The organism is Flavobacterium sp. UW10123, from assembly GCF_040538975.1.
Lineage (GTDB): Bacteria > Bacteroidota > Bacteroidia > Flavobacteriales > Flavobacteriaceae > Flavobacterium.
Genome location: NZ_JBEWQE010000026.1, coordinates 1 through 18,617, shown reverse-complemented (window position 1 = coordinate 18,617; position 18,617 = coordinate 1). Strand labels below are relative to the sequence as shown.

General features: G+C 33.3%; 15 protein-coding genes. 5 read left to right on the top strand and 10 right to left on the bottom strand.

The features are described 5' to 3' along the window. Positions 1 to 167: 167 nt before the first annotated feature. From pgl to gnd, 3 genes are read right to left on the bottom strand one after another with little or no spacing between them, the layout of a single operon-like run. Positions 168 to 884 (bottom strand): 6-phosphogluconolactonase, encoded by a 717-nt coding sequence (gene pgl, locus ABXT06_RS22135; RefSeq protein ID WP_354592674.1) that lies wholly within the window; start codon positions 882 to 884, stop codon positions 168 to 170. Then, positions 868 to 2,397: a glucose-6-phosphate dehydrogenase gene (zwf, locus tag ABXT06_RS22130; RefSeq protein ID WP_354592673.1), complete on the bottom strand. Its 1,530-nt coding sequence runs from the start codon at positions 2,395 to 2,397 to the stop codon at positions 868 to 870. Before zwf ends, pgl begins: the two co-directional genes overlap by 17 nt. A gap of 30 nt (positions 2,398 to 2,427) precedes the next feature. Next, on the bottom strand, positions 2,428 to 3,837 hold the full coding sequence (gnd, locus tag ABXT06_RS22125) for an NADP-dependent phosphogluconate dehydrogenase (RefSeq protein ID WP_354592672.1): 1,410 nt from the start codon (positions 3,835 to 3,837) through the stop codon (positions 2,428 to 2,430). 432 nt (positions 3,838 to 4,269) lie between these two features. Here gnd and ABXT06_RS22120 point away from each other — a divergent pair, with 432 nt between their 5' ends. Continuing rightward, positions 4,270 to 6,030, top strand: a complete 1,761-nt coding sequence (locus ABXT06_RS22120; RefSeq protein WP_354592671.1) for a peptidase associated/transthyretin-like domain-containing protein — start codon at positions 4,270 to 4,272, stop codon at positions 6,028 to 6,030. Here the strand turns inward: ABXT06_RS22120 and ABXT06_RS22115 are convergent. Further along, complete coding sequence (locus ABXT06_RS22115) at positions 6,027 to 6,437, bottom strand: winged helix-turn-helix transcriptional regulator (protein ID WP_354592670.1); 411 nt, start codon at positions 6,435 to 6,437, stop codon at positions 6,027 to 6,029. The genes ABXT06_RS22120 and ABXT06_RS22115 overlap by 4 nt on opposite strands. Before the next feature lie 23 nt (positions 6,438 to 6,460). Between ABXT06_RS22115 and ABXT06_RS22110 the strand changes: the two genes are divergently transcribed. Together ABXT06_RS22110 and ABXT06_RS22105 are read left to right on the top strand one after the other, a co-directional pair. Continuing rightward, positions 6,461 to 7,204 carry an SDR family oxidoreductase gene (locus ABXT06_RS22110; protein ID WP_354592669.1) on the top strand — a complete coding sequence of 248 codons (744 nt, stop codon included), beginning with the start codon at positions 6,461 to 6,463 and terminating at the stop codon, positions 7,202 to 7,204. 407 nt (positions 7,205 to 7,611) lie between these two features. Beyond that, positions 7,612 to 8,580: a hydrogen peroxide-inducible genes activator gene (locus ABXT06_RS22105; RefSeq protein ID WP_119790353.1), complete on the top strand. Its 969-nt coding sequence runs from the start codon at positions 7,612 to 7,614 to the stop codon at positions 8,578 to 8,580. Between the two features lie 240 nt (positions 8,581 to 8,820). On the opposite strand, the gene ABXT06_RS22100 is transcribed toward ABXT06_RS22105, so the two are convergent. Both ABXT06_RS22100 and ABXT06_RS22095 read right to left on the bottom strand, forming a co-directional pair. Continuing rightward, positions 8,821 to 9,591: an alpha/beta hydrolase gene (locus ABXT06_RS22100; RefSeq protein ID WP_119790355.1), complete on the bottom strand. Its 771-nt coding sequence runs from the start codon at positions 9,589 to 9,591 to the stop codon at positions 8,821 to 8,823. A gap of 153 nt (positions 9,592 to 9,744) precedes the next feature. Further along, entirely contained in the window at positions 9,745 to 10,161 is a 417-nt protein-coding gene (locus ABXT06_RS22095) for an OsmC family protein (RefSeq protein WP_354592668.1), read from the bottom strand. A 308-nt stretch (positions 10,162 to 10,469) separates the two neighbouring features. On the opposite strand from ABXT06_RS22095, the gene ABXT06_RS22090 reads away from it, so the two are divergent. Continuing rightward, positions 10,470 to 10,610: a hypothetical protein gene (locus ABXT06_RS22090; protein ID WP_354592667.1), complete on the top strand. Its 141-nt coding sequence runs from the start codon at positions 10,470 to 10,472 to the stop codon at positions 10,608 to 10,610. A 93-nt stretch (positions 10,611 to 10,703) separates the two neighbouring features. Here ABXT06_RS22090 and ABXT06_RS22085 read toward each other — a convergent pair whose 3' ends face one another. From ABXT06_RS22085 to ABXT06_RS22070, 4 genes are all read right to left on the bottom strand, one after another. Next, positions 10,704 to 11,966: a phosphorylase family protein gene (locus tag ABXT06_RS22085; RefSeq protein ID WP_354592666.1), complete on the bottom strand. Its 1,263-nt coding sequence runs from the start codon at positions 11,964 to 11,966 to the stop codon at positions 10,704 to 10,706. Then, positions 11,947 to 12,399: a response regulator gene (locus tag ABXT06_RS22080; protein ID WP_354592665.1), complete on the bottom strand. Its 453-nt coding sequence runs from the start codon at positions 12,397 to 12,399 to the stop codon at positions 11,947 to 11,949. The genes ABXT06_RS22085 and ABXT06_RS22080 overlap by 20 nt, the downstream gene beginning before the upstream one ends. Then, on the bottom strand, positions 12,380 to 15,928 hold the full coding sequence (locus ABXT06_RS22075; RefSeq protein ID WP_354592664.1) for a hypothetical protein: 3,549 nt from the start codon (positions 15,926 to 15,928) through the stop codon (positions 12,380 to 12,382). The genes ABXT06_RS22080 and ABXT06_RS22075 overlap by 20 nt, the downstream gene beginning before the upstream one ends. A 174-nt stretch (positions 15,929 to 16,102) precedes the next feature. Continuing rightward, positions 16,103 to 16,336, bottom strand: a complete 234-nt coding sequence (locus tag ABXT06_RS22070) for a hypothetical protein (protein WP_095931884.1) — start codon at positions 16,334 to 16,336, stop codon at positions 16,103 to 16,105. A 520-nt stretch (positions 16,337 to 16,856) separates the two neighbouring features. Here ABXT06_RS22070 and ABXT06_RS22065 point away from each other — a divergent pair. Then, on the top strand, positions 16,857 to 18,617 hold a 1,761-nt coding region (locus ABXT06_RS22065), incomplete at its 3' end, for a hypothetical protein (RefSeq protein ID WP_354592663.1).

Genomic DNA, 18,617 nt, shown 5'->3' with positions numbered 1-18,617 from the left:
TTTCACGCAGATTAAAAGAGATTTAAGCAGATTCACGTAGATTTTTTTAAAATTAATCTGTTTAGATCTGCCTCAATCTGTAAAATCTGCGTGAAATAAATATTATAAATAAAAAAGGCCTACACTTTTCAGCATAGACCTTGAATTATATGGTAATAAACAATTTCTTAGTTTGTTCCAGCGGCTATTTTATCTACCAAAAACAATAATTCACCAGAAACGGGTTTAATCAATTGCATTGGATAAAGCGTCGGATTGTATTCGCCAGTTGTTACTTCTTTCAAAGCGTGAACTTTCTTTTCTCCAAAAGCGACAACCACAATTTTTTCTGCTTTATTGATTAATGGAGCTGTAAGCGTGATACGATACATTTTCTGTGGAGCTAAATAATAAGCGTCAACCCATTTAGTTTGCTCTTCTAATACCGCTTCACCTGGGAAAAGAGAAGCAGTGTGTCCGTCATCTCCCATACCTAATAAGATAAGGTCAAATTTTCCTTCTTCGCCTAAAACAGTTCTGATAGATTTTTCGTATTCAGCAGCATAATCTTCTGGCGTAACGCCATCTTTGTACATTTCAAAAATGTTTTCTTGCGGAATAGGAACGTGGCTCAATAAAGTCGAATAAGACATTTTAGCATTACTCAAATCATCATTTAGCGGAACCCATCTTTCATCACCCCAAAAAATATAAACTTTACTCCAGTCTATTTTATTTTTATAAGCATCAGAAGCTAATAATTTGTAAATCCCAGCAGGAGAAGAACCTCCTGTAAGAACAGCTGTAAATTTGCCTTTTGCAGCAATTGCTTTCTGAGCCGATTCTACAAAAAGATCTGCAGCTGTAGTATTAATTTCTTCTGTGTTATTATAAATCTGTATCATTTAAAACTTCTTCTTTTGTTTGTGTATTTGGAATCCATTTGTGGCCTTGGCGCGCCAACAATTCGTCAGCTTCTTCTGGTCCCCAACTTCCTGCTTTGTAATTTGGGAAATTCTTAGGAGCAGTTGTTTTCCAAACTTGCTGAATTGTATCAATTGCGTCCCAAGCTTCTTCTACCTGATCCCAACGCATAAATAGAGTAGGGTCTCCTAATAATGCATCTGCAATCAAGGTTTCGTATGCTTCTGGTGACATTGTTGAACAAGCAAAATAATCAAAAACCATTTCAGCAGGTCTCAAAGCCATTGATAAACCTGGTTTTTTGGTCATAAATTGCAGTTTAATGTCCATTGAAGGCTGGATATTGATAATCAGTCTATTTGGCGTCATGCCTTCTTTTCCATAAGAAAATGAAGAATGCGGAACTGGTTTAAACTGAATAATGATTGAAGATTGTTTTTCTTCCATTCTTTTTCCAGAACGCAAATAGAACGGAATTCCCTGCCATCTCCAGTTGTCCAAATAGATTTTCATTGCCACATAAGTTTCCGTATTAGAATCTGGCGCAATGCCTTTGTCTTGACGGTAACCCGGAACTGGAACTCCTTTTATTTCACCAGCATCGTATTGACCTCTTACAATGTAATGATCAACTTCTTCTGGTTTAATACGACGAATTGACTTTAAAACATCTGCTTTACGATTACGAATATCATCGGCATTCAGTGATGCAGGCGCTTCCATAGCGGTCATACATAAAATTTGCAGCAAGTGATTCTGAATCATATCTTTTAGTGCGCCGACACCTTCGTAGAATCCGCCTCGTTCTTCAACACCAACTTCTTCTGCAACGGTAATTTGCACGAAATCAATAAAATTACGGCTCCATAAAGGTTCAAACATGGAGTTTCCAAAACGGAAAGCCAAAATATTCTGAACTGTTTCTTTTCCTAAATAATGATCGATTCTGTAAATCTGCTCTTCTTTGAAAGTCTGCGAAAGCATTTCATTCAATTCAATTGCAGAAGTTTTATCGTAACCAAATGGTTTTTCAATAATAATACGATCTTGTTTCGGATTTGCCGCCAGACCAATTTTCTTGATATTGCTCGAAATTGTCGAAATGAAAGAAGGTGTAATCGAAAGATAGAAAAGACGATTAGAACGTTCGCCAAAAGCCAGATCAAAATTGTTGATTTTCTCGTTTAATCCGATGTACGATTCTTCTTTGTCAATGTCAAGACTGTGGTAGGTAATGTGCGAAAGAAATTTTTCTGTCTCAGGATCATTAACTCCTTTTCTTCTTGAAAATAAATTTAGATTTTCTGCAACATAAGCGCGAAAATCTTCATTGGTTTTTTCAGCTCTTCCAAGAGCAATAATCTGAAACTTTTCAGACATACGTCCGTCAAGGTACAGATTCTGAAAAGCGGGAAAGAGCTTTCTTTTTGCTAGATCTCCAGTTCCTCCAAAAATAACAATGATGGTTGGATTCTTTAGTTTATTTTTAGTCATTGTGTGGTTTAGTTGTGTTGTTTTAATTGTTTATTCAGCCCATTGTGTATGGAAAACGCCTTCTTTGTCGATACGCTCGTAAGTATGCGCTCCAAAATAATCACGTTGAGCCTGAATTAAGTTAGTTGGAAGATTAGCAGAACGGTAAGCGTCAAAATAAGCCAACGAGTTCATTAATCCCGATACAGGCAATCCTTTTTGAACCGCAAACTGAATAACGGCTCTCATTCCTGCTTGGTTTTCTGTTAGTTTTGAAGCGATTCCGCTATCTAAAAGTAAGTTTGGCAAATCTGCTTTTGCCACGTATGCTTTTCTGAAATCTTCTAAAATTGTCGCACGAATAATACATCCGCCACGCCAGATTTTAGCAACCGTTTCCAGGTTTAATCCGTAATTGTATTCTTTAGAAGCCGTGTGAAGCTGAGCTAAACCTTGAGCATAAGTCACAACGATAGAAAAGAATAAAGCCGATTTTAAAGCAGCAATGGCTTCGCTTTGAGAAACATTTGCTTCACTTGCATTCCAAACTAATTTCTTAGCAGCTTCAATTCTTTCTGGTTTTGTCTTAGACATATCGCGCATGTTAACCGCTGCGTCAATTGTCGGAACTGGAACTTGCAAATCCATTGCATTTTGCGAAGTCCATTTTCCTGTACCTTTAGACCTTGCCCAATCCGATATTTTGTTGATTAACTGTGTTCCGTCTTCATCTTTTTGTTTTAAGATGTTTCCGGTAATTTCAATCAAATAAGATCTTAAATCATCTGTCTGATTCCATTCAGCAAAAGTTTTCTGAATCGTTTCGTCATCCAAGTTATAACCTCTCTTCATTAAGTCATAAATCTCAGAAATCAACTGCATGATTCCGTATTCAATTCCATTGTGAACCATCTTTACGTAGTTTCCAGCAGAACCATTTCCTAAATATTCAACGCAAGGCTCTCCATCTACTTTTGCTGCAATCGCTTCAAAAATAGGACGTAATCTTTCGTATGCTTTTTGATCTCCTCCTGGCATCATAGCAGGACCGAAACGAGCGCCTTTTTCACCGCCCGAAATTCCCATTCCGAAGAAGTGGATTCCCTTTTCAGACAATTCCAAAAATCTTCTGTCAGTATCAGTAAAATAAGTGTTTCCACCGTCAATAATAATGTCTCCTTTATCTAAGTGAGGCAATAAACTAGCGATAGCGCTGTCAACTGGTTTTCCCGCAGGAACCAATAACATAATCGCTCTTGGCTGTTGGATAAGCTCTACAAAATGTTTTACATCTGTTGTAGCTTCAATAGTGTGATTGGCGTCGGCTTCTTGTTGAAGAGAGTTGACTTTTTCGGTGTCTAAGTCTAAACCTGCAGCCGCAAAGTTATGGCTGGCGATATTTAAAAGTAAGTTACGGCCCATTACACCGAGTCCTACAATTCCAAAATCAAATTTGCTCATAGTTTTCAATTAACTAAATTATTAGAAGAAATGTTTTAGCAGCAAAAAGTAAGAGAAAGTATGGTAATTCTTTTTCATTCAATGTTTTGCAGCAAAACAATGGTTATTTTAATCTTACATTTCAAAATGTAGACCGCTAAGTTAGAGAAAAATGCTGAAAAATAAGGGGTAAAATCGTTCACTTTTGGTCTTTATTGTGATACTTTTTATGTGTAAAATTTACGCTTATTGTTGCTGTTTTTCAACTAAATCGTTGTAATACTGGTAATGTCATTTGCGAACACTTTTATTAGAAGCAGCTTCATGTTAGTAAGAAAAAAGAAGTAAAAAAATATAAAAATGTTCATTGAAAATATAGGAATTAAGGTATTTTTGAAAACCCAATCATTGAATCCAAAATTTAATTCATTAAATTATTAGTTTCCGTTTTATATGCCAAGTAACACAAAGCTTGTTTTTACAGTCATTTTCTTGATCATTTCGAGTGTCTTTTTTAAAGTAAATGCGCAGTCAATATTAGAAAACGAAATATCTGTTCATGCAGACAAGAAACCATTAAGCAATGTTTTGGATTTAATGGAAGAAAAAGGAAGTTTTAGATTTGCTTATTATGGAAAACTGGCTGTAAAAGATAGTATCGTGAGCATCCATGCTGATAATACTGCTATAAAAGGAGTTTTAGATCAGTTGCTGGGTGCCAAATATGAATATAAAGAATCGCCAGGATACATTATTGTGCGTTATGCTCCTTTAGAATTGGCTCTTGTATTGGAGAAAAATACCGTTATGAGTGACGGACAGCAAATTGTAGTCGGTTATATTATAGATACAAAAACGAATAATCGCCTTGAGAATGTGAGTGTATTGGAGAAAAATGCACTGCTGTCTACATTGACGAACAAAGATGGTTATTTTGAACTTCGATTAAAAAATGCGCCTCAAGCCATAGAACTGACAGCAGTTAAGGAGAATTATAAAACGGTGACGATGGTGTTTCTTTCTGAAATTAAAATTCAGATGGGAGACAAAAAGAATAAAACAGATTATATTGATGGTGATTTTTCTGAAATTGAAAGATCAGGAATTGGCCGTTTCTTTATTTCTTCCAAACAAAAAATACAAGCGCTCAATCTGGGAGGATTTATTTCTAAAGTTCCCGTGCAGGCTTCACTAATTCCGAGTATCAGTACGCGTGGAATGTTGAATACGCAGATTGTCAATAATTTTTCTTTAAATATTTTGGGAGGTTATAATGCTGGAGTTCGCGGATTAGAAATGGCGGGACTTTACAACATTAACCGTATGAATGTCGATGCGCTTCAAATGGCCGGAATATTTAATACCGTTGGAGGATCTGTAAACGGACTGCAGTTAGCCGGAATCTATAATAATGTTTTTGGCAATTTAAGAGGATTGCAGATAAGCGGTATTCATAATAGCGTGAAAGGTTCGCAAGTTGGTTTACAAATGGGAGGTATCTATAACAATGTATATAAAGGCTCTAAAGGACTTCAAATTGCAGGAATTAGCAACACTGTAAAGGGTTCGCAAAACGGATTGCAGTTTTCAGGTATTTGCAATATTGGAAAAGACACTGTACGAGGCGCTCAAATTACGGGACTTTTTAATTATGCTAAAGAATTACAAGGAGTCCAATTTGGATTAGTCAACATTACAGATTCGCCCTCTGGTTATAGTTTTGGTCTTTTAAACTTTAAAAAAGGCGGTTACAAGAAAATCAGTGTTACAAGCAACGAAATTTCAGATATTAATCTTGCTGTAAAAACAGGAGACCATAAAATGTATACTATTTTGATGGCGGGAAGAAGCGATCGAAAAGACGAAGAAAAGCTATTTTCTTTCGGAATCGGATTAGGAAAGAATATTCCGTTAGGAAAACGCTTTACTTTTAATCCAGAATTTAGCACGCAGTATCTTTATTTAGGAAACTGGAATATCTATAATTCCTTATCCAAATTTGATTCCTCTTTTTCTTTTCAATTGTGTAAAGGCGTAGCAATAGCTGCAGGTCCTTCTCTGAATTTTTATTGGTCTGAGAAACAAGATAAATACGGTAATGCAAACACTTCGACATTTGTTCAGGATCGCACCAAGAATTATACTGTAATTAAAAACAACAGCAAAGATATTCTAGGTTGGATAGGGTGGAGTTTTGGATTGACTTTTTTTTAAGAATTTCTAATAATTTCCTTTCGATGCGATTTTCCCCATTTGATCATTTCTTCAATCACAGGGCCAAAAGATTTGCAATACGGTGTTGATTCATATTTCACCTGAATTTCAGCATCGCGGTCTTCGGTTCTTTTAATCAGCATGTTCAGTTCCATTTCTTTGAGTTCGCGCGAAAGCATTCTTGTTGTAATTCCCGGAATACTACGTTCGATTTCTCTAAAACGATGATTTCCGTTGCAGATTGAATTAATAATCGGTAAACGCCATTTTCCACCCAAAACATGAAGTGTGTCCTGAAGCGCCTGTACTTCTTCTTTTTGGTTTCTTTCCATTTCGTTCAATATTAGTTTGGTATACTCAATGATACTGGTTACAAAGTTATACCATTTTGGATTTAAATTTGTCAAATAAATTTTAAATAATTCAAAAGATGGAAAATCTAAAAAATAAAACAGCCGTTATAACAGGCGGAAACAGCGGAATAGGTTACGCAACAGCCAAACAATTAAAAGAACAAGGCGCAAACGTAATTATTACAGGAAGAAGAAAAGAAGCCATAGAAAAAGCAGCTTTAGAATTGGGCGTTACAGCTATCACAGCAGACCAATCGAATATTTCGGATATCGAAAAACTGGCAGCTCAAGTAAAAGCAGATTTCGGTTCGGTTGATATTTTGTTTATCAATGCAGGAATTGCAGGTTTAGGAACAATCGAACAAACTACAGAAGAATTGTACGACAGTATTATGAATGTGAACTTAAAAGGGGCTTTTTTCACTTTAAGCAAATTCATTCCGATTCTGAAAGACGGTGCTTCGGTAGTATTTCTTTCTTCGAATACTGCGAGTATGCCTGGGCCAGGATCTTCGGTTTATTCGGCGAGTAAAACCGCTTTGAATTCGTTTATGAAATCAGCTGCTTTAGAATTAGCACCAAGAAAGATTCGCGTCAATTCCGTTAGTCCGGGGCCAACTCAAACCGAAGTCATGAATAAAGTAGGTTTAGACGAAAGCACCGTAAAAGGCATTATGGATGTCGTAGTAGAAAAAGTGCCATTAAAACAAATGGGAAGGGCAGAAGATGTCGCAAAAATGGTTTCGCATTTAAGCAGTGATGCCGCGATATTTATGACTGGAGCAGATGTTATTATGGATGGCGGAATGGTTTTGGTTTAAGATGCTAAGATACTAAGATACTAAGATGCTAAGGCTCTAAGTTTTTTTGATAGCGGAAAGAAATGCTAATTCCTTATCGAATACTTAAAACAAAAGCGATCGGTTAAGATCGCTTTTTTTGTGGCGTATAAGTTTAATTTAAACACGATTTTAGAATGATAAATACAACATGCTCCAAAAACTACTCCATTTGCATTTACTCCATTCCTAAAGCTGTTTAGTTTATGTACGATAAATTGGATGTTTTGGATTTTGGTTTTTATGAAAAGATGATAATTATTTTGATTTTAAATAATGTTAGGGTTTTGAAAGAACTTTGTCAAAGTTTCAAACTTTGACAAAGTTTTCACTATAAAAACTCAACAACTTAGTACCTTAGCATCTTAGTACCTTAGCACCTCAAAAGAATGACCATTCAGCAGTTAAAATATATTGTAGCTTTAGACGAAGAACGCCACTTTGCAAGAGCGGCCGAAGTTTGTATGGTAACTCAGCCCGGACTTACCATTCAGTTGAAAAATCTGGAAGAAGAAATCGGAATCAAGATTTTTGATCGAAATAAAGTTCCGTTAACGCCAACGGTTTTAGGAATTGAGATTATCAACAAAGCCAAAAAGATTCTACGTGAAGTCGATGAAATTCGTGATTTTGTAATCAACGAAAAAAATCTTTTGGAAGGAGAGTTAAAGCTTGGCATTATTTCCACTTTATCACCTTATTTGATTCCGCTTTTTATTCAGGCTATGAAAGAAGCGGCGCCAAAAGTGCATTTTATTATTAAAGAAGGTTATACCGGACATTTAATGAAAGATCTCGAAACGGGAGCTATTGATGTCGCGATTATGGCAACCCCGACAGGAAATCCAAATTTAATTGAGCACGTTGTTTTTAAAGAGCCGTTTGTAGCCTATTTAAATCAGACGCATCCAATGGCGAATGAAGAATTTTACGAAATGCAGCCCGGCGACAAAACCGAATTACTGCTACTGCATCACGAATACTGTTACAATGCACAATTGCTCGATATCTGCGGACTAAAAACATCCGACAAAATAAAAGAACAGTTTACCTATGATATCAATTCTATAGAAACCTTAAAAAATCTGGTTCGCGCGCATTTAGGATTTGCGATTATTCCGAAGCTTTCTACTTTAAACGAAACGGGCGCACTTTTTAAACCATTTAAAGAACCCGTTCCCGTAAGAGAAATCAGCCTCGTAGTTTCCGATTCTTTCTCTAAGAAATTATTGCTCGAAAAAATGAACGAAGCCATTTGGAACTGCCTTCCCGAATCGCTCAAAAAAGATTTCAGTTACAGAAAAATCCGCTGGAACGATTCGCCTTATTTTATAAAAGAGGTTAGCAAGTATCGTTAGAAATTCCAATAAAGAAATTCCAAATTCCAAGTTATACAGTAATTGGAATTTGGAATTTTATATTTAGATTTTATTCAAAGTTTTGTCAGTCTGAGCGGAGTCGAAGACCAAGTAAGTAACTCCGCAATCAAAATCGCCAATCTTTGTAGAGTTTCTCGCGAAGATTTCTCGTTCCTCGAAATGACAAGATTATGTGAATTTATGATTATCAATTAATCATTAACCATTAACCATTCACAATTATTTACTCGCTTCAACAATCACATTCGCCACTTTCTCAGGCTGTGAAATAAACACCACATGGCTACCTTTAATTTCAGTGATTTTAGTGTTCGAACGTTTGTACATCGCGTGCTGAATGCTCGGAACAATACTTTTATCCTCAGTTGCTACAATTCCGTACGAAGGTTTAGTTCTCCAGGCTGCTTTTGTAATAGGAGTTAAAAAGCCTTGAGCATAAAAAGCACCTTGCGAAGCAAACATAAAGTCAGCGTCTTCTTTGCTTAAATCTCCCGCAAAACCAGCGTGGAATTTAGCTTTATCATAATAAGCGATTCCTTTATCGTCTGGATTCAATACGCCATTTTCAGGAGCTGGAGGCGCAGTTTGCAACCATTGAACCGAATTTTCGCCATTATCAGGCTGTAAAGCCGCAACGTAAACCAAAGCCGCTACTTTCGGGTGATTTCCCGCCTCAGTGATTACAGTTCCTCCCCAAGAATGTCCGACCAGAATTGTTGGTCCGTCTTGTTTGTCCAAAGCCAAATTGGTTGCTTTTACATCATCTTCCAAAGAGCTCAACGGATTCTGAACGATTGTTACATTATAGCCTTTTTTAGTTAGAACCTGATACAAACCTTTCCACCCCGAACCGTCTGCAAAAGCACCGTGTACCAATACTACGTTTTTAATTTTTGGAGCTGTTTTTTGTGCGTTTACCTGAACTGATGTCAATAATAAACTAAAGATTATTGCTGCGAATGCTAAATAGCTTTTATATAGTGTTTTCATTTTTATTTAGATTATAGATTATAGATTATAGATTATAGATTTTTTATGATTAAAGTTTGAATTTTCCACAATTTTGTCATTTCGACCGAAGGGAGAAATCTTCGCAAGAAACTCCACAAAGATTTGGAATTTGGAATTTAAAAGAATTGGAATTTAATTAAGTGTAATAGATAAAGTAATCTCCGTATTCAGCAATTTAGAAATAGGACAAATTTCTTTTGCTTTTTGAGCGGTTTGCTGAAAATCTTCTTCAGAAATTCCAGGAACTTTTCCTGTAAGTTCTAAAGCAATTAAAGTGATAGTTCCGTCTTCAAAAGTTACTTTAGCCGTTGTGTCTAAATCTTCTGGAACAAAACCAGCTTCAGACAATAAAAAGCTTAACTGCATGGTAAAACAGCCAGAATGTGCCGCTGCGATTAATTCCTCAGGGTTGGTTCCAACACCTTGCTCAAAACGAGTTTTAAAAGACAATTGTGCATTATCTAAAGTGGTGCTTTGTGTACTAATGGTTCCTTTTCCTTCCATTCCTGTACCTTTCCAGTTTGCGTTTGCTCTTCTTGTAAATTTCATGATTGCTAATTTTTTAAAGTTATTTTTTAAGATGTTCAAATCATTTCTTTGATTTAGATGAGACAAAGGTATAGGGAAGGTATTTATTAATCAAATTAATAATTTTTAGTGATTATAAAAATAATTTATAATTATTGGTTCAGATAGGCACAGGATAGTTTTAGGGTAAATTCAACAAATAAATTCATTTTATTCATACTTACGGTTTTCCATAATTTAGTCTTGAATTTATTGATGTTATTTGTTTTTAAGATTAGTTGATTAAATCTCTAACCTTATTACAAATGTTTAATTTAATAATTACATCAATGGAAACAATTGAAGCAATTAAACCTGGTCCAAAACCAAAAAAGGAAGATGGAACTTTAGATGAAAGAAGGCGTGTTACACCTGAAAAAAAGAAAGATTATCCGCCTTTAAAGGAGCATGATCATAAGCCAAAGGATTGAATGTATTAATTTTGAAAAAAAAGAGACAGTATAAACTGTCTCTTTTTAGATTTTTTGATCTCTTATTAGAGGGTTTTCTTTTTTAGAATAAAATCATATTTCAAAATCTATTCTATTTAATGAAAAATGATATAAAAAGTTGGCACTAGTATAGGCAGCATAGGTTTGATAGTAATCATTTTTTTCACTATCTCCATAATCACAGATTGATTTAATTGATAAAGCAGCTAAAGGTTTGGGTTTTGAGCAATTTTCGCAAGTATAAAAGACACCATAAGCTTCCATATCAATTCCTATAAGTTTTCTACTATGAATTTTTATTTTTGCTAGTGCATTTCCATTTTCAAGTACAGCAGACCCAGAAGCGAAAGGACCAATATGAATGTTTAGTTCAGTATCAATTTTAGTGGCACTCCAATTTTTCTTTATATCATTCAAGAATTCTCGATTTCCCTGACATGATAATAAATTTTCTTTTAAATCAGCATTTAGATTTATTGATTTGTAATCAGGAGAAAATTCTTCACTTCCATCAGATGAGGATTTAATTTTTCCGCTTCCATAATCAAATGAAATGTCACTGATTAAGATATCACCAAAATTGCCTATTCCCTTAACGCCTCCTGCAATCCCTGTCATAGCTAAATACTTTGGGCGAAAATTATTTATTAATTTATTAGTTAAAACTGATGCGGCAACCATTCCCATTTGAGGAGCAGAAGCAGCAACTACACTAATCTTTTTATCATTTTGAATAAAATTACCTCTAAAGTATTCAGTTGAATCATTATTGAGTTTGAAAGATTCCCAGTTTGCATTCAAATTTAATAAACTGTCAAGTTCAGGTTTTCTCAATGCTGTAATTATTGCTAGATCATATTGATACTTGCGGGCGGTAGAATTTTGTAAATCAATTTTTGATTTTAGTAAATAATCAATTTTTGAAATGATTTTTGTTTGCCAATTTGTAGAGTTTTCTTCATATTTAATTAGACTCCAGAGCTCATTTTCAAATCTAGAGTGAAAATTTGCTATGTACTCATTAAATGCAGAAAAACCAATTATATGGAATGGTTTGATTAATTTACCACTTCCACGATTAATATCATCTAGAAAGTTTATACCATTTTCAGGTAATGGATCATCACCATCTCGAAGAGGTATTCCTAAGTCGAGAATAAGTAAATCAAAATGATTTACACTTAGCATTTTTTTTGCAGAAATTATATTTGTGCAAGTTTCGATTTCAATTTGTCCTGTATATTTTTCTGCTATTTGTCTTAAAGCTTTTATTTTATTCTGATTATCATCAACGATTAAAATTCCTATCATAATACTAGAGAGTTGTTTTTTCAATTATATTTTTAAGTTCTTTTTGCCATATTGATTTATCAGCTGAATAAAAAACAGTATCACCATATAAGACAGGGAATTGTTCTCTCAATTTTTGTTTTAAATCTTTTAATTCAATTAATGATTCACCTTCACCAAAAGTTTCAAATTGTGTTACTACAATAACTTTTATGGCAATATTTTTTCTTTTCAATTCGCGTAATATATCGAAACCTGCTAATTTTCTGAATTTATATCCATCTTCTCCAGGCTTGATATCAAAATTTGGAAGTTGCATATCTAACAACAACAAATCATATTTGTTTAGTAATATTTCTTTAAGGCCGGATTGGTAAGATTTTTTTAACTCAGAATAATAATCAGTAAATGTTTTTGAAATAAACTCAACTATTTGTTTAGATTTATTGGGATCGTCTTCAATTATTAATATTTTCATTATATACTATTTTTTGCAAATTATTTATTTCGAAGTTAATAAGTGTTTTAAATATTCTTTGCTCGTCAACTTCATGAATTACAATTGAATAATTTTTTCTACTTAAGTCAGTAACGAGAGTTTTTCGGATTTTTATATAACCGGTCCCATCTTCAGCTCTTGTTTTTTCATTATCATGAGTTTCTAATAACAATTCCATAGTATTATTTATTTTTTTGTTGATTTCTTCTAAAGAAAGACTTTTGGAGAAATTATTTTCTACTGTTAATGAAAATATATTATTGTTAATATTTGCTTCAATTTTAATATTTAACTCTCTTGAACTTAATTTTGAATGAGCTAAGATATTATGAAATAAATTTTGCATTATGTAAGTAAAATGAGGAAAGTTTTCTCCTTCAAATTTTATATTGCAATCAATTTCAATTTTTGGATTTAAATTACTAAACTCTTTAAAGATTCTCTTCAAAATGGTTAAAGAGGCATTTATTGGTAAATCAATTTCAAATTCATTAATACTTTTACTATTACTTCTTTTAAACCAAGATGATATTTTATCTAATTCATTTGATATTTCAGTTTGACAAGATATGATATTACTTATTATTTCATTTAATTCTGAATATTCAAATTTATCTATTTGGGTTTCTAAATTTCTTGATAAATCTGCTAAAAGTTTAATCATTTGAGGTTTAACAGAATTCGAAATATTATCTCTTATATTATATAAGATTTTTTCTGTTCTCTCCCACAAAATTGTTATTACCGTATCAAAGAAATCTTCGTATTGATTTATTCCTCCGATTTGATGCTTAAAAATTTGAATAAGTTCAAATTCACTAAAGGAGTAATCAAAAAGTCCTTCAGAATTTTTTTTCTCAGTTTTAATTTGAATTTTATTATTTTTTAAATCATTACAGATATTATCAATTTCGGATGAAAACTTAGACATTAAATCATCAAAAACATTTTCCATTAGTTTTGATTTCAAATGTAATTTGTCTTTCCAAAAAATATTTTCTTGATATTTATTAGAAGTATCTTCTTTTTTAGTAATAAGATTATATAGTTCAAAGACACTTCTTATTTCACCTAATAGAGTTCCATGTCTAATTCTCATGCTTAAATAAGTGTCTATCCCAAATTCATTACTCGCAATGAATTTGTCTCTTATTTTTGAAAACATATCTGAAAATTGCGTAAATCTAGAGTAACTGGTTAATTGTACAGATTGACTTGAGTCGTTTTTTGTTTCTGTATTCTTTGTAAAATACGGTATAAGAACCCTTTCTGTAGTGTCATCAATTTTTTTTATTTGCTCAATTGGCAAATTGAATAAATTTAAACTCCTTTCAAAACTTTCTCTGATCTCTTTCTCTAAAGAATTTTTGATTCCATTAACATCAACATAAATTTTACTTTCATCAATTTGTTTTATACCTTTCCGTATTAATTGATTTCTGTTTATTTCTGCTATTTCATTTATATAATCTTCAAAGTTTTCATTATCTAATTCGGACAATAGACGACAAATTTCAACTCTTTCATTGTCTAACTCATCTTGACTCTCAAAAGAAGGAGAAGAATCATATATTTCTTGTTTGCAGATATTTTTTAAAAAATAAATTAATTTAGGTTTACTAAATTTTTTCTGATTTTTTTCTAACTCTTTTGGAAAATCTAGTTGTTCATAAGCCATGAATTCATCATATGCAATCCAAAGGTCATTATCATCAATTAGTTGTTGATAATAATGAAGAAGAATAGAGGAAGATATATTTTGTAATAATTTCTCATTATTAAATGAAGTTATTTTGTCTATAAGAAATTTACTGCACAATCTGTTTTTTAAATATTTGTTTGTAAATAAACTTTCGATTGTCAGATCTATAGCTTTATCTAATTCATCTAGATTTAATAAACACTTAAGTTTGGAATGAATGAGGTCTTCTTGATTGTGGGGTAAATTAATCTCATATTTAAAATTTATATCATTTTCTAAATCAACATATTCTTGCAAAGCATTTTTGAAATCCTGATTAGCTTCTAAAATTTTTACTTTATAAAATGCTTCACGATATGAAGCTGTTTTATTTTCATCATAAATAATATTGTTCTCTAAATTAAATAGCTTTGAGCAGATGTTTTTCCAAAAAGAAATAGTTTGACTAGTGTTATTAGTTGTAGAAAACTTATTCAAATAATCAATTGAAGATTTTTCTAATGTTATTGAGAACGCAGGGTTATAATAACTAGAATACATCAATGAAAATTGTTGTACACTCATAGTTGTGTTATAATTGGAATTTTCAGATGAGAAGTAAAAATATAATTTAGATGTCCATGAATTTAAACCTAGAGAATTGTATATTTTATACAAATAGCTAATAGAATCATGGTAATAATTGTTTTTTCTTATAACATTGTTTAAAGCAGATAATGTTTGATTTGCAATAGAATTGGAATTGAAAAAATTTTCAAAATCAAGTCCCAAATTTATTAATGACTTAATGTATAGGTGGTAAACTTCAAAGAATAGACTATTCTTCAATAATAATTCTTTTGCTTTATCAATTACTTCATAATATTGACCTTCTGTATAATAATCGAGAATTTTTAAGTATAAGATATTATCGTCTGAAAATTTAATATCAATGGGTTCTTCAAGATAAATTAATAAATTGCTTATTCTTACATCATTTACTAAACTACTTAACTCAATTAAAGATTTTTTTATTGATTCAATATGTAAAGGATTTTTTTCTCTAAGCGACAATATTAAACTTATAAAATCAATATATAAGTTGTAATTATCTATAATACTAAACCCATTGAGAAACCCAAGAATAAAACCGCTATTAGTAACTGGATCACTTTTAAAAAAATTTAATTTAAAATTTAGTAGATCCTGTAGATAAGACGGATGTTTTTTTACATATTGCTCTAAAATTTCTTCATACGTAAAAAAGGATAAATTTTTTTCAACCCGTATGCTTTGGTATCTTGCGAATATATTTGTTAAATCTTGGTTTTCAGAATTAATTAATTCCGACAAGATTTCTTTATTTTTTTTGAAACCTCCTTGGTATTCTGCAATTATAAAATTTTGCTCTATTGACCAATGTGAAATACAAATTTCGTCATTAATTTTTTTCAATATTTCTTTTGCAACATCATAATTACCAAGAAGAATATTTGAGTCTAGAACATCTTTTAATTCTATGTATAAATTAATTTGTTCTGTATACTTTTTAATGTTGTAAGTGTACCATCTAATTTCTTTTATAATATCATTATGTGAGTAAGTGTGGCCACCTTCACCTAATTGAGAAAATGTTTTTGGTAGGGGATTACCATTAATTGCATTAAAATTGTCAAGAGTAAAAGAGTTTAAAACCTGCAGTTGCTTACTTTCATCATCGTATGAGTATTTTAAATTATGTAATATTTGCTGAACGGGAATTCTATTTTTTTTCTTTTGATTTTTTATATCACGTTCTATTTTTCTTCGAGTAGATCTATTTGACATTGGCTAGATGATTTTAACACGAAATATACAATAAAAAGTATTTAATTGATTAGAAAATTTATAAAGTAAAAAAGTTTGTTTCATTTTGTATAGTAATAGAATTGTAGATAGCAACAAAAAACAAAACCCTCAATCTCCAAAAAGACCAAGGGTTTTAATTTTTCAAAAAAAGACTTACTCCAAATCCAGATAAGGATCTAATATTTCGGCTAGTTCATTGAGCCAATAGAAGCTGTCTCCAAGTTTGGCAGCGTTTAGCTGAATGTTTTCCTGATCGTTTAGAACGCCCAACGCTAGGGTTAGATTTACCTGTCTTATGGCTCTGGCCATATCGAGTGGGTCAATTCTGTCGTTGAAGAAATTCATTAGACCGATTTCGGCTTCTTTTGAAAGGGTTTTGGTACTCATAACTCTGTAATTTAGGAAATATAAAACCCATGTAGCTTAGGTGTCCTACGCTTACAGAAGCGTTACGGTTGTTTCCAATGCCGCCACCATACCACATGGGCAAGAAGTTTTTTAAGTATCATAATTCTGTAATTTAGGAAGCGCAAATATATTAAAAAACGGTTTGGTTTTATAATCTAAAAGGTAATACAATTCTTAAATATTAATTTCCTGAAAACTTCCTTTTGAAACCGAGTGCCCTAGCCCCGATAGTAGCGGCATCCTTTTGTGGTGGGGTTCACCACAAAAGATATAGCGGATAGCGGGAAATAGCTCCTTATTAATATTAAAACTTCATTTTAACCCACTTTAATTGTGGCAGAATAGAATCTTAAATCAAGAAAAGAAGAATCATTTATATACTTATTTGGTTTCAAGTTATAATGTGAAACAAAGTAAGGGGCTGATTTGTAGTTTTATTTATGCGGTGAATTTAATTTTATACGAATCAATTTGATAAGACGATCGAAAAAAGTTTTCAATGAATAATCTAACCTTAAAATTTATGAGAAATGCTTTTCTACTACTTGCAGTTTGTTTGAGTACGGTTTTGTTCTCCTGCAAAAAAGATAAAGATACAGAGCAGTCGGGTTCTGAAACTGTAAAGTCTGATACTACCGATTCTGCTTTAATTGCAGATCGCGGCTGGCCTCGTGTAGCTGAAAATAACGGTACAAAACTGGTTTATTATCAGCCTCAGGTAGACGACTGGAAAGATTTTAAAGAGATTACAGCGAGAGTGGCTTTTTCGCTGACTCCAAAAGACGGAAAACAGGTTTTGGGTGTGGCTTCTCTAAAAGCGGAAACATTGGTAGACAAAGACAACCGAAGCGCTTTTATTAAAAATCTTCAGGTAACCGATATACGTTTTCCTGCTCTGGACAAAAAGAAAGTGCCAGAAATGGAAAAGCTTTTTAAAGAAACGTTGCCTCAGAGCGGAGATCCTATTTCGGTAGATCGTATTTTGGCAGATTTGAGTCATACCAAAAGTCCGTCTAAGGGAATTGCGGCTAAAAATGATCCTCCGACCATTTTTTACAGTACGAATCCTGCCATTTTGCTTATTGTGCAAGGTGAACCGGTTTTGGTGCCTGTAGAAAAAACGGATATTCAATATGTGGTAAATACCAACTGGGATTTGTTTTTTGATAAAACGACAAAAGATTATTATCTTTTGGTAGAGAATATCTGGCTGACTTCGAAAAATGTGGCGGGCAAATGGACCAAAACAACCAAATTGCCTTCGGGTTTAAGTAATCTGCCTTCGGGACAGAATTTTGATGATGTCAAAAAAATGATTCCGCCGCCATCGTCTGGTGGAGCTCCAGAGGTTTTCTACAGCAATAAACCTGCGGAATTGATTGCAATAAACGGAAGTCCGAAATTTGAAAAAATTCCAGGAACGAAATTGTTATACATTGACAATACTGAGAATGATGTTTTTGCCGACGAAAATAAAGGGCAGTATTATGTATTATTGTCTGGAAGATGGTTTAAGTCTAAAGATTTGACAGGGCCTTGGTCGTATGCAGGAAATAGTCTTCCGGCTGATTTTGCTAAAATTCCGAAAGATTCTCCGCGTGCCAATGTATTATCGTCGGTGCCAGGAACGCAGGAAGCGAATGATGCTGTAATGTTGGCACAAGTTCCGACAACGGCTATTTTGAAGAAATCGGATGCTGAGGCAAAAGTAAAAGTGTCGTACGATGGCGGAACGCCTCAGTTTAAACCTATTGATGGAACGAAAATGCAATATGCAAGCAATACGCAAGAGAAGATTATAAAAGTAGGCGATTTGTATTATTTGTGCTTTCAGGCGGTTTGGTTTATGTCGACAAGTCCGAACGGGCCTTGGAAAACCTGCGATTCTGTTCCGAAAGAAATATATACTATTCCGCCAAGTTCGCCTGTGTACAATGTTACCTATGTAACGCAAACCACAACCGATACAACGGTTGAAAGCAGTGCAACGGCGGGTTATTTGGGCGCTTTTATTATTGGTGCTACGTTTGGCGCCATATTATCGTACGGTACAGGATGGTATTATCCGCCTTATATGTATTACGGCGGACTGTATCCAATTTATCGTCCGTGGCCTTATGCGTACGGAGGAGGAGCGGTTTACAATCCGTGGACGGGAGGTTATGCCGCTGGAAGACGTGTTTACGGACCTTATGGAGCTGCGGGAACTTCGGCTTGGTATAATCCTGCAACGGGAAGATACGGACGTTCTGCAAGTGTG